General features: G+C 42.9%; 10 protein-coding genes. 5 read left to right on the top strand and 5 right to left on the bottom strand.

Annotated features, from left to right (window positions below; translation table 11 throughout):
- Positions 1-36: 36 nt before the first annotated feature.
- Positions 37-1,455 (bottom strand): type IV pilus assembly protein FimV, encoded by a 1,419-nt coding sequence (locus tag AC0T5Z_RS02435; RefSeq protein WP_435336683.1) that lies wholly within the window; start codon positions 1,453-1,455, stop codon positions 37-39.
- A 170-nt stretch (positions 1,456-1,625) separates the two neighbouring features.
- Positions 1,626-2,744, bottom strand: coding sequence for an aspartate-semialdehyde dehydrogenase (gene asd, locus AC0T5Z_RS02440; RefSeq protein WP_435336682.1), 1,119 nt, complete (start codon positions 2,742-2,744; stop codon positions 1,626-1,628).
- 187 nt (positions 2,745-2,931) lie between these two features.
- Here asd and AC0T5Z_RS02445 point away from each other — a divergent pair, with 187 nt between their 5' ends.
- Entirely contained in the window at positions 2,932-4,059 is a 1,128-nt protein-coding gene (locus tag AC0T5Z_RS02445; RefSeq protein ID WP_291331413.1) for an endonuclease/exonuclease/phosphatase family protein, read from the top strand.
- 336 nt (positions 4,060-4,395) lie between these two features.
- Here AC0T5Z_RS02445 and AC0T5Z_RS02450 read toward each other — a convergent pair whose 3' ends face one another.
- The 3 genes from AC0T5Z_RS02450 to AC0T5Z_RS02460 all read right to left on the bottom strand — a co-directional run bounded on the left by AC0T5Z_RS02450 (position 4,396) and on the right by AC0T5Z_RS02460 (position 8,517).
- Positions 4,396-5,508 (bottom strand): glycosyltransferase, encoded by a 1,113-nt coding sequence (locus AC0T5Z_RS02450; RefSeq protein WP_435336681.1) that lies wholly within the window; start codon positions 5,506-5,508, stop codon positions 4,396-4,398.
- 24 nt (positions 5,509-5,532) lie between these two features.
- Positions 5,533-6,468 (bottom strand): LpxL/LpxP family acyltransferase, encoded by a 936-nt coding sequence (locus tag AC0T5Z_RS02455; protein WP_104853025.1) that lies wholly within the window; start codon positions 6,466-6,468, stop codon positions 5,533-5,535.
- 141 nt (positions 6,469-6,609) lie between these two features.
- Positions 6,610-8,517, bottom strand: coding sequence for an ATP-binding cassette domain-containing protein (locus AC0T5Z_RS02460; RefSeq protein ID WP_435336680.1), 1,908 nt, complete (start codon positions 8,515-8,517; stop codon positions 6,610-6,612).
- 35 nt (positions 8,518-8,552) lie between these two features.
- On the opposite strand from AC0T5Z_RS02460, the gene AC0T5Z_RS02465 reads away from it, so the two are divergent.
- The 4 genes from AC0T5Z_RS02465 to topA all read left to right on the top strand — a co-directional run bounded on the left by AC0T5Z_RS02465 (position 8,553) and on the right by topA (position 13,271).
- Positions 8,553-8,795 carry a SlyX family protein gene (locus AC0T5Z_RS02465; protein WP_291334400.1) on the top strand — a complete coding sequence of 81 codons (243 nt, stop codon included), beginning with the start codon at positions 8,553-8,555 and terminating at the stop codon, positions 8,793-8,795.
- A 127-nt stretch (positions 8,796-8,922) separates the two neighbouring features.
- On the top strand, positions 8,923-9,888 hold the full coding sequence (locus AC0T5Z_RS02470; protein ID WP_435336679.1) for a hypothetical protein: 966 nt from the start codon (positions 8,923-8,925) through the stop codon (positions 9,886-9,888).
- 260 nt (positions 9,889-10,148) lie between these two features.
- Entirely contained in the window at positions 10,149-10,598 is a 450-nt protein-coding gene (locus AC0T5Z_RS02475) for an ammonium transporter (RefSeq protein WP_435336678.1), read from the top strand.
- 33 nt (positions 10,599-10,631) lie between these two features.
- Positions 10,632-13,271 (top strand): type I DNA topoisomerase, encoded by a 2,640-nt coding sequence (gene topA / locus AC0T5Z_RS02480; RefSeq protein WP_291334402.1) that lies wholly within the window; start codon positions 10,632-10,634, stop codon positions 13,269-13,271.
- Positions 13,272-13,275 lie beyond the last annotated feature (4 nt).

A 13,275-nucleotide genomic window follows, 5' to 3' on the forward strand; every position in this document is an offset into this window, starting at 1 on the left:
TTGACCTTATCCCAAAAAAATCATTGTGTGTAACATTTAGTGTTTTGGCTTATTTGCGGCTTGTTGTTTTTGCAATTGTTGTTGCAGTTCGGCAAGGCGCGCGTTGAGTAATTGAATTCTGTGATCCTTCTGACGTAATGCCAATTCTAATTCTGTTACGTTTCTCTGTAATTTAACGGTTTTCTCACGGGATGTCATAACTTTTAATGATAAGTCACCCGAAGTTTGTGTGGATTGTGTGTTCTTCTTGGCAGAACCGTGGCTAGAGTCCTGTTGATTCTCTGCTACAAGGCTCATTTCTGCTTGATTTAAACGATATTTGGCTTTGCCTGATTGTGGTGCGCTAGCCGTTTCTGGTTTTGGAATTACGGCTTTATTCTCTGGCTTGGTTCCAGTTTGTGCGTGTAAATTTAAGGTCGCCCCACGACGTAAACGATTGGCATCACCTTGAATAAAAGCATGTTCATTATTGGCTTTAATTTGTTGCATCACTTCAGCAACAGGGCGATTGTTTTCTACCGCAATGCGTGACGCAATGGTCCATAATGATTCATTCGATTGAACTACATGTTGGTTATTGAGTACAGGCTTGGCTGTGACAGGGTTTGGTTTAGCCTGTGCAGCGGCTGTTTGTGTAGGCTTTTTCGCGGCAGCAGCAGGCTGAGTTTGTGTCAGTTGATTCGTGCGTTGCTGTTCAGCAAATTTTTGCACTAGTGGATCAGCCGATTGATGAGCGGTGGCTGAGGTGGTGGCTGTAGATGTTGTCGGTGTTGGGTTGTTATTTGTTTTTGCTGGCGCTGCTTTTGAAGCAACCACATTCGTATTTTCACTCGCTGCGCTACGGCTAGGCGTAGTTTGAATCACTGTTACTGCTTGATGGTTTAACGCAGGCGGTGTATTGCGTTTAATGGTTAGCGGTGCTTCAAAAGCCTGTTGTTCAATTGCTTTGGGGGTTTCAGCCTGATAGGTTGCACTTACAGGTAAATTTAAAGCAATATCTTGCTCATTGACAATCATGATAGGCGTTAAAGCTTGTTCATTGCTGCGTTGCATAGCGGCCAATGGAGCAGGTGAACTGCGTTTTAATGGTGTGCGAATATGTTGCAGGCGGGTTGCATTGCCTTCTTTAATTTTAACTACAATATTCAACTCAGACTCAGTTAACGGTCGAGATGAAGTAATGGTGATGACTCCTGTGCCGTTGCTATTACGGCGTGTAAAAAAGTTAAGATGACCTGGTGGACGGTGACTCGCACCAATTGACATCAGATCTTCTGGCGTAGCTAAACTGACATCAATCGCTTCATTAACATTCGATTGACGAAAGTTGATTTCCGCATAGAGCAACTCCCCAGTTGTTGACTGAATTTGAATCGGGTCAACATTCATTGCATACATTTGCTGTGAAGCCAGAATAGATAAAATAGCGATCTTTAATTTGTTATATACAGTCATCTTAATTGTTAGCTCGGTCATTTATCGCAAGGCGAAAAGGATAGAGTAGCGAGTTGTAGGTAGATTGTAAAATATTAACACACCGATTACATAAAAAAGCCAGTCAAAATTTGACTGGCTTTTTAGTGCTAGATCACAATATCAAAATGATTGAGTGATCAAGCGAGTATTTAGGCGTTTTTGTAATCAATTAAGATGCGAAGCATACGGCGTAATGGCTCAGCAGCACCCCAAAGTAATTGGTCACCTACAGTGAATGCACCTAAGTACTCTTTGCCCATGTTCATTTTACGCAAACGACCCACAGGAACAGTTAAAGTACCAGTCACAGCTACAGGTGTCAGATCAGTCATAGATGCTTCACGTGTATTTGGCACAACTTTAGCCCATTGGCTTGATTGACGAATCATATCTTCAATTTCATTCAATGGTACGTCTTTTTTCAGCTTCAAGGTGATTGCCTGAGAGTGACAACGCATTGCACCAATACGCACACAGTGACCATCAATTGGAACGATCTGCTGATTGCCTAAAATCTTGTTGGTTTCAACCAAGCCTTTCCACTCTTCTTTTGACTGACCGCTTTCAAGCTGTTTGTCGATATATGGGATGAGAGAACCTGCTAAAGGCACACCAAAGTTTGCCGATGGGAAACCTTCACCACGTTGTAATTCGGCAATTTTAGAGTCGATGTCTAAAATTGGTGAACGTGGATCATCCAACAATTCTTTGGTGTTGTTATACAAGTAGCCCATACCTGTGATCAGCTCACGCATATTTTGCGCACCTGCACCAGAAGCTGCCTGATAGGTCATTGAAGTTGCCCATTCCACCAAATTGTTTTGGAATAATGAACCTAAGCCCATCAACATAAGAGAAACAGTACAGTTGCCGCCCACAAATGTTTTGGTGCCATTCACCAAACCATCTTTAATGACATTCATGTTAACTGGATCAAGTACGATAATCGCTTCATCATCCATACGTAGGGTAGATGCAGCATCAATCCAGTAACCATTCCAACCTTCTGCTTTAAGCTTCGGGAAAACGGCAGAAGTGTAATCACCACCTTGACAGGTAATAATGACATCCATTTGCTTCAGACTTTCAATATCTGTTGCATCCATAAGTGCTGGGGCAGTCTTACCACCAAACGCTGGTGCTTCACCGCCAGCATTACTGGTAGAGAAATAGAATGGCTCAAAATGAGCAAAATCATTTTCTTCAACCATACGTTGCATAAGGACGGAACCGACCATCCCGCGCCAACCGACCAGACCTACTTTCATGTCACTTTGCCTCGGTGCGTTAAAAACAATAAAGGAATGTAAGTCTATCAAAAGGGGACGCAACTGCAAGCATTACATGAACAAAACATGAGTATTATTGAGTGAAATCTCTTGTTTGTGTTACATACAAAATTGATAACTTTGGTTTTCATGTAAAACGACAAAAAATACAAAAGAGTAAAGCAAGATGATTTGGGTAGAAGGGCTTGCAATATTAGTCATTTGGTTAAGTTTTTGGTCACTGATTCCACGTGATGAATGGTGGATTCGGGGCGCAGACTTTCCACGGTTACAAATTTTGTTTTTAGGCATCATTGCCTTTGTTTTGCTGCTGATTTGGGAGCAGGCATGGGATGTGTCTAGCCTAGTGATTTTGATTGGACTAATTGCAGCTTTGGCTTATCAGCTCAAAATGGTCTTGCCCTACACCCTGCTATGGAAAAAACAAGTCAAACAAGTCCGCCCAGAACAGCTAAATCCTGAAAAACAGATTTCCTTAATCGTATCCAATGTTTTGACACCGAATCAGAAATATCATCTTTTAATTGAACATATTCAAGCCTTAAAACCAGACTTGGTGTTGACTTTAGAATCTGATTTGGCATGGCAGCAAGCCTTGTCTGTGATTGAAGCTGACTATCCTTATCGAGTCGCTGTGCCTTTAGATAATTTATATGGCATGCATTTGTATAGCCGTTTGCCGTTACAAAACAGTGAAATCAAATTTATTCTGAGTGATGAAATTCCATCTATTCATACCAGTGTGATTTTGCCTTCGGGGCAACCTGTACAGTTGTATTGTTTGCATCCCAAACCCCCGAGTCCGACTGAAGCCAAAGATTCAGTTTTAAGAGATGCAGAATTGTTGATTGTAGGCGATCAAATCAAAGATTTAGATGAAAGCTGTATCGTGATGGGGGATTTAAACGATGTGGCATGGTCGCGGACGACGCGCTTGTTTCAGCGGATCAGTGGTTTGCTCGACCCGCGCGTTGGGCGGCACTATATCAATACCTTTCATGCCGATTATCCTTTATTACGTTGGTCATTAGACCATGTTTTTCATAGTACCGACTTTGCTTTGGTCAAAATGAAACGCTTAGCACATATCGGTTCAGACCATTTTCCTGTGTATGTGGTATTACAAACTGGGCGGGTGTTTGATCGAATTCAAGATGAATTGCCGCAAACTGATGCCGATGAGCAAGAAGCACAGGACGCGATTCAGGAGGGGATTGAAAAAGCAGAGCGAGAAGAAAAGATTGTGACAGATGAAATTGCACAGCGGTATAAAGAGCAGGGTAAATCGGTTTAGAAATCAATCGAAAATTGTACGAAATAGCTTACACGGATTTAGGCGCATGACGCATATTTTATTCTGATTGATCTAGTTAAGATTAATTCATCAGCACAAGGACTCGGGAACGGAATATCCCATTAAGGAAGACGACGCTGATGGATGAACATCAAGGATATGATGTAGGTAAGGAACGCCACACAATAAAATAACAATAAGTTTTGAAAGCACAACCTCATGAGCCCGAGTTTTACAGGATGTAGAACTCGGGCGATGATTTTTTAGGGATTGGTTTTTTATTTTCATTGTTTTAAATGAATTAAATTTCAATCAGCTTGATTCAGTTCTAAGGCTTTAGGTGCGTTTTGACTGCAAAACCTGCTGATATAAATCTAAGGTTTGATGGCACATATCTGCCAAACTGAATACCTCTACAGGTGCTACGCTTTGCTTTTGCTGTATGTGTAATTCTACAGTTTTCAATAAAGCAGACTGATCATCGACCTCTATTAGCCCTTGCGGATACAATTGCGATAAAATTTCTGCTACGCCACCACGCTTCCAGCCAATTACAGGTGTTCCTACCGATAAAGCCTCAAGCGCAGTGCGCCCAAAGGTTTCCGCTTGATTGGAAAGTGAAAGTACAATATCACTAAACGCAAGCCACTCGCGCATGTCAGAACGGTGCCCAACAAAGGTTATCGCTTCGGTCAGATGTTTATCCTGAATATTGCGTTCTAGTTCCTGTAAATACGCCGCTTTTTTAACATCTGCACCACCTACTACAACAGCATGAACCTGGGGATATTGGGTTTTTAATTTCGCAATCAGATCAATCAATGTTTCATGACCTTTTAAGCGTGTAATACGTCCCGGCAAACAAATCAAAAACTTATGTTCAAGTTCTGGGAAATCTTGATAGGTTTGTTGAATCCATTGTGCCGAAGGTTGATACCCATGCGGAAATGCAGCAGGGTCAATCCCACGATAAATGCGGACAATATCTTCTGGTGGGCAGTTTTGATAATGATCACGAATGTATTTGACCACACTGTCAGAAACTGCAATCACTTTTTCCGCTTGAGTCATAATTTGACTGTAACGGTTAATCGAATAAAAACCATGTACCGTTGAAATTAAGTGTGGGCGTTTTTCGGCTGGAATACCTTTTAGGGCAAAATGAGTCAGCCATGCAGGTACGCGGGAACGTACATGCACAATATCAGGTTGATGTTGCACAATCAGTTGGCGTAAAGGACGGATTTGCCACAAGCTTGATAATGATTTTTTGTGGATAGCTAACTTTAAATGTGTGGAACCTTCAGCTTCGAGTTGGTTGACCATCCGTCCGCCATTCGACACCACCAATGACGTATGTCCTTGAGCGACCAAGGCTCGGGCGATTTCGAGCGTACCGCGTTCTACACCGCCACTGTTTAATTCGGGTAATAACTGCATGACTTTCATGAATCTTTCCTTCTGCCGTACAGATTAGTAAATACTGTCATAACCTTCGGGGCGGCTCTTAAACCGACGATGAAACCACATATATTGGGTAGGAGCGATCCGTAATTGCTGCTCAATAATGAAATTGGTGCGCGTTGCATCTGCAACTTCATCTGCGCTTGGGAAATCCAGCAGTTCAGGTTCAATCAAGACTTTATATTGAGGGTTGGAAAGCTCACCTGTACGGTAAAAATATAACGGAATTGCTGCGGCTTTGGTCATTTTAAGTAAACGACGATGCGCTGTAACTGTCGCAGCAGGCACGCCAAAAAATGGCGCCATAACACCTTGTTTTAAACCAAAGTCCTGATCTGGGCTATACCAAATGGCACGACCATTTTTTAAGTGGCGGATTAAACCACGCATGTCATCGTGGTCAATTTGATGACCGTAAATGGTGGCGCGACAACGGTAAATCAGCATGTCCAGTAAGGGATTGTTTTGTGGACGATAGACCACATCGGGGTCAAAATATTGTGCACAGACATAGCCACCTGCATCTAGCAGAGTAGAATGTGTGCCTAACAATAAAACCCCGCGACCATCTGCTTGGGCTTGCTGAATATGTTCCAAACCTTCAACCTGAGTGCGTCCTTTAAACCACTGTGGACAGTACCATGCATTTAAGGTTTCAAATACGCCCAGCATTTGATCAACAAAGACTTGGCGAGCATTTTCATGTACTTCAGCCTCGCTCCATTCAGGAAAACACACTTCCAAATTGCGTAACGTAGTTACGCGACGTGACTTCATGCTGTTAAAGGCAAGATTGCCTAAAAGCTGCGCCAAACGATACTGAATCGCCCACGGCAAAATGGCTAAAATCATCAGGCAGACAATGCCAATCCAGATGCCCCAATATTTTGGCAACAGGAAAGACCATTGAAATTCGCCTGGTTGATATTCAGTGTGTTGACTCATAATGACCGTGTAAAGTGTTGTATCGTTGCAGTTTAGCACGAACCGATTTTAAAATTTAAAAGCATCCGTCCAATGGGAAAGATGCTTAAAACGGTTTTGCGAAGTCTTTCAGGACAAGCGTAGACGAAGTGTCAATAGACCCTAGTTACCATTCGCCAAGTTTTCCAGTTCGTCCCAACGCTCCAGTTTTTCCAGCAGTTCTTCATCAATTTCAGCCAAACGCTGTGAGGCTTTGGTGGCTGCATTGGCATCTGTTACAAACCAAGAACCATCCGCCAGTTTTTCAGCCAATTCGGTTTGTTCCTGTTCCAGTGCTTCAATTTCACCAGGCAGCTGTTCTAATGCACGTTGATCTTTATAGCTCAATTTTACTTTTTTAGCCGTTGGTGCTGCTGCAGCCGCTTCGGCTTTGGCAACGGCTTTTTTAACATCACTTTTTTGATCAACCACAGTTTGGTCTAGGCGTTGCTGCAAATAGTCCTGATAGCCGCCAATATATTCATCAATATTGCCTTTGCCATCAAATACCCAAGTTGAAGTCACCACGTTGTCCATAAAGGCACGGTCGTGTGAAATCAGCAATAAGGTGCCTTTATAGTCGCTGAGCATTTCCTCAAGCAATTCTAAAGTGACCATATCCAAGTCGTTGGTCGGCTCATCCATCACTATCAGGTTAGATGGTTTGAGTAATAATTTTGCCAGTAAAATACGGTTGCGTTCACCGCCAGACAAGGCTTTAACAGGCGTGCGCGCACGTTCTGGTGAGAATAAAAAGTCTTGTAAATAACTATAGATATGACGACGTTGTCCGTTCACATCAACAAAATCTGAACCTTCAGACACGTTATCTTTGACCGACTTTTCCAAATCCAAGACGTTACGCAATTGGTCAAAATAGGCAATTTCCAGTTGTGTTCCTGTTTTGACAGAGCCGCCATGCTCAATTTCACCTAAAATGGCTTTAATCAGAGTGGTTTTACCGACACCGTTATCGCCCACTAAACCAATACGGTCGCCACGTAATACCAATGTTGAAAAGTCTTTGATAATTGGAGCTTGATTGCCAAAGGCCACTTGTAAATGTTCAATATCAAAGACCAGTTTACCTGAGCGATTGGCTTCCTGCGCTGCCATATTGACTTTGCCTTGTTGGAAGCGACGTGCTTTGGATTCTTCACGTAAGGCTTTTAAAGCACGCACACGTCCTTCGTTGCGGGTACGACGTGCTTTAATGCCTTGACGAATCCATGCTTCTTCTTCGGCCAGTTTTTTATCAAACAGCGCATTTTGTTTTTCTTCAGCTTCAAGTTGCTGCGCTTTTAAATCTAAATAACGCGAATAGTTGCCTTCGTAGCTGCGTAATACCCCACGATCTAACTCGACAATGCGGGTGGCGATACTATCGACAAAAGCACGGTCATGCGAAATAAACAGCAGGGTTAAATTATTTTGATCGAGTAGGAATTTTTCTAGCCATTCAATACTTTCCACATCTAAGTGGTTGGTCGGCTCATCCAGCAACAATACGTCAGGTTGTGTAAGCAGGGCGCGTGCCAACAACACGCGACGCTTACGTCCACCCGATAAATCGGCCAAGTCTGCATTTGGATCTAGTCCCATTTTGCTTAAAATGGCATTGACCTTATTTTCCAGTGCCCAGCCATCTAGCTGATCTAACTTGTGTTGCAGGTTCCCCATACGGTCACAGGCATCCATATCGCCCAATACACAGGCATCACTGGCTTCGTGGTAGGCTTTTAATACTGTAGCAGCTTCACCTGCACCATCGGCCACAATATCGGCGACTTTGCCTGAATCCATGGGTACATCCTGAGCCAACATGGCAATGGTGATGCCATTTTGAATGGACACTTCACCTGCATCGGGTAGTAAACTTCCTTCAATCAGTTTAAGTAGAGTAGACTTACCTTCTCCGTTACGGCCAATCAAACACACTCGTTCGCCACGTTCTAGGTTAAAATTCGCGCCGTCGAGCAAGGCAGGTCCACCAAATGCAAGTTGGACATCCCTTAAAGTAATATAGGCCATAGTGTTTCCTAAAAAATCTCAAATGAGGATTTGAAATGACTAAACAAAGTATAAATGATCAGGCGTCATTTTCCGCACCCATTGAAGATTTGCAAGTGCGAATTGCATTTTTGGACGATTTAGTTGAGCAATTGAATGAACAAGTGGTTCATCAAAGTCTGGAAATTGCCGATTTAAAGAAACAAATGCAGTTGTTATATCAGCGGGTAGATTCGGCAGATTTGTCGGATGGGATTGCACCGTTTGACCCAGTGACCAATCGCCCGCCACACTATTAATCAACAACACTTAATCAACGGTATTGGTTTTAGTGCTGATTTTAATTTGACCTTTGCTGTACTTCCCGCTGTAATGCTCGGCTGCTGTGCCTAAATCTTTTAAACCCTATTGTGTCTACTAAAATTTATGTCCTCTAAAGTTGTATTACTTGACCTTGAAAACAACCTGCCTACCGCGACTTTGTTGCGAGAAATTATTGAGCATCATCCGAGTGTGTATCTGTTTAATTGTGCAGGAAAATTTGAATATAACTTGCAGGATTTAACTGAGCTGGCTGGCTGGATCAGTACAGGTCAGCTTATGATTTTAGACAGTCCGCGCGCAGAGTTTAAAGAGTTTGAGTATGCGGTGGTGGTGGGGCAACTGATGGCATTGCTAGACCCAGAAACTCACGTTGAAGTGATTTCTGCGGCTGATAGTATTCAGATTTTAATTGAAATGTTGCAGGCTTCTGAAATTGCCTGTCACCTGATTCATATTCAGCCTGAAGCGCAGTCTGGGAAAATTAAACATCGTTTACCAAGCCCAATGGCAATTCGCAGTAAGCCTGAATTGCTGTTGGTGAAAAAGTACTGTGATGCGTTGGCAAAAATGTCAGGTAAACCGACGACTCAAGACGCTTTAAAAAACTCGATTGCCAATATTTTGCAACTTGAGGTTGATAAAGTGCAGCATGTGGTTGGCATGTTGATAAGTCTGAAAATTGTAAAGCGGGTGGATGAGCAAATTAGCTTTCGTAAAAAAGTGCTGAAACAATGGGTTCAACTTGACCTAAATGCCGCGGTAGAAACTGTACAAGAGACGACAGTCACTTCTACAAGCGTTGCGCAGACTGAAGCTGAAGATTTGCATCCTCAGCATGCGTTATTTAAAAACTTTAGCCAAATTGACCCTGTGCAATGGGAAGTCGCCAAAAAGTTACGTGAGCTAAAAGGTGAAAAACCAAAAGATATTTATGAGTTGCGTGATTTGCTGGAACGATTATTTCCAAAGTCTGATATTCGTTTATTACTCAAAGAACTGATTGAAAAAGGCTATATTTATTGGAATGGACATGAAGTGCTTTATAGTCATGAAATGTTTTTAAGCTAAGTTTTAGAATTTTTTCGATTAATGGCATGAGTCGATTTAAAACCCATCTGCAAGATATTTTTTTCGATACGACTGATTTAAATCATCATTTATCAACCATTTAAAGTTTTGAAAATGATACCTTTCCACGTAAGACGATTTTAAGCTGTTTATAGGCAGATGCACTAAAATACTTGAAATAAATAAATCACAGCTTATTTTAATCTTGCGTTTTATATTGTGCTTATGCAACTCTAATATAAGAATAGAAAGGTTGTACTATGGAAAATACTGGAATTTGGGTTGCCGTTGCCATCATCATATTTGTGATGGGCTCTATTTTTGGTCTGCGTGTAAGCCCAAGAGAAAAAGCTTTGGGACTAATGCGCGAGAAAGCTCGAAAAATGGGACTCCATCCACGTTTGGTGGTTGCACCCGACTGGACCAAAATCCCGAAAGCAACGGAATCACGTGCCAGTATGGTGGCGTATTATAGCGTCTTAATCGCCGATGCTCGTTTACCATTGATGCGTGCTTTAGTGACAGATCAAAAGCTTAATGTGCTGCATGGCGATGAGAAATTTCAGGGCTTACCCATTGCATTAAAGGGCATTTATGCTATTGATATGCAGGCAAACTGTGTAGGAATCTATTGGGATGAAGAAGCCGATCTTCGCGCAACTCAATTAGATGAGATGAAAGCCTTTTTACATAGCTTGGCTGAACGTTAATTTTAAACCATTAAATAGGAAATACGGTTACTTATGGCGAACGCTCCTCGGTCCACATCCAAAAGCACTGCAGCCAAATCTGAAGCTGGTCACAAACGTGCCTTAGTGATTGTGGAGTCGCCTGCAAAAGCGAAAACAATCAATAAATATCTTGGTTCGGACTACATTGTGAAGTCTTCGGTTGGTCACGTGCGTGATTTACCAACCAGTGGCGGCGCAAAAACCACAGAAAAGAAAACCACCACCCGAACCAAACTGACCGAGGCTCAGAAAGCTGAAAAAGCTCAACAAGCATTAGTCAACCGTATGGGGGTTGATCCTGAACATGACTGGAAAGCACATTATGAAGTGCTGCCAGGCAAAGAAAATGTTGTCGCGGAATTAAAAAAACTGGCATCGCAGGTCGATGAAGTCTATCTCGCAACGGACTTGGACCGTGAAGGTGAGGCGATTGCGTGGCATTTAAAAGAAGTCATTGGTGGAGATGAATCACGTTATCAGCGTGTCGTGTTTAACGAAATTACCAAAAATGCTATTCAAGAAGCCTTTAAGCATCCTGCGCGTTTAGATACCAACAAAGTCAATGCCCAACAGGCGCGTCGTTTCTTAGACCGTGTGGTGGGTTTTATGATTTCGCCACTGCTTTGGGAAAAAATTGCCCGTGGTTTATCGGCAGGACGGGTGCAGTCAGTTGCAGTTAAGCTAGTAGTAGAACGTGAACGTGAAATTCGCGCCTTTGTACCTGAAGAATACTGGCAAGTCTTTGCTGATACTAAAGCAGCAAAAGACAATATTCGTCTAGAAGCAGTTAAGCAAGCGGGTAAAACCCTCAAGTTACGCAACAAAGCCGAAACTGATGCTTTACTGAACTTGATTAAAGATGCGCAATACACCGTATCTGCACGTGAAGATAAGCCGACCAAGGTCAACCCAAGTGCGCCGTATATCACGTCAACACTTCAACAGGCAGCGAGTACTCGTCTTGGTTTTTCAGTCAAAAAAACCATGATGTTGGCGCAGCGTTTGTATGAAGCGGGTTTTATCACCTATATGCGTACTGACTCGACCTTTCTGAGTGATGACGCGGTCAATATGGTGCGTACGCATATTGAAGTGGAGTTTGGTCAAAAATATCTGCCTGCTAAACCAAATCGTTATGGCAATAAAGCAGGCGCACAAGAAGCGCACGAAGCGATTCGTCCATCTAATGTTGCGCTTAAAGGCGACAGTTTAGTGGGTGTAGAACGCGATGCACAGCGTTTGTATGATTTGATTTGGCGTCAGTTCGTGGCTTGCCAAATGACACCAGCCGAATATTTATCATCGACCATTTTAGTGGATGCCAACGGTGTCGAGTTAAAAGCCAAAGGTCGTACGCTGGTTTTTGATGGTTTCACCAAAGTGCGTGGGCAAAACAAATCGGATGATGATGTGTTACTGCCTGCAGTTAAAGTCGGTGAAATTCTTAAATTAGAAAAGCTTGTTCCATCGCAACACTTTACCAAACCACCTGCGCGTTTTACTGAAGCTTCTTTAGTTAAAGAGCTTGAGAAAAAAGGCATTGGACGTCCATCGACCTATGCTGCGATTATTTCGACCATTCAAGACCGTGGTTATGTCAAACTAGAAAACCGTCGTCTTTTTGCCGAAAAAATGGGTGAGATTGTTACAGACCGTTTAGATGAAAGTTTTAATAACCTGATGAACTACGACTTTACAGCAGACTTGGAAGGTCAGCTAGATAAGGTTGCAGATGGTGAACGTGACTGGAAAGATTTGCTCAACAGTTTTTACGGTGACTTCAAACAGCGTTTGACCAATGCTCAGGGTGAACAAGGCATGCGCCGTAATTTACCTGTAGAAGTTGATGCAGTACATTGTAAAGAATGTTCACGCCCAATGCAGATTCGTACAGGTACAACTGGGGTATTTTTGGGATGTTCAGGCTATAACTTGCCACCGAAAGAACGTTGCAAGGGAACACTGAACCTGACACCTGTAGAATCGCTTGCAGCATTGTCGGATGATGATGCCGCTGAAACTGCGGATTTGATGTCTAAAAAGCGCTGCCCAATTTGCGAAACGGCCATGGACAGTTATGTGATTGATGGTGGTCGTAAACTGCACATTTGCGGGAATAACCCAGACTGTGCAGGTTTTGAGCTAGAAGAAGGCGAGTTCAAAATTAAAGGTTATGATGGCCCAACCATTCCGTGTGACAAGTGTGATGGCGAAATGCAGCTGAAAACAGGTCGTTTTGGCCCTTATTTTGCCTGCACCAGTTGTGAAAACACACGTAAAGTACTCAAGAATGGTCAGCCTGCGCCACCGCGTGTTGATCCAATTAAAATGGAACATTTACGCTCGACGAAGCATGATGATTTCTTTGTGCTGCGCGATGGTGCTGCGGGTTTATTCTTGGCAGCTAGCAAATTCCCGAAAGTGCGCGAAACCCGTGCTCCGAAAGTGGCAGAGTTGCGTACGGTGGCAGATCAGCTCGATCCGAAATATCAGTTTATTTTGCAAGCACCTGATGCAGACCCAGAGGGTAATCCAACATTGGTGAAATTCAGCCGTAAGAATCAAGCGCAATATATTGGTTCAGAAACGCCTGAAGGCAAACAAACCAAATGGTCATTGGTTTACCAAAATGGTAAATGGGTTGAGGCTTAATTAT

This window comes from Acinetobacter pengchengensis, from assembly GCF_982235305.1.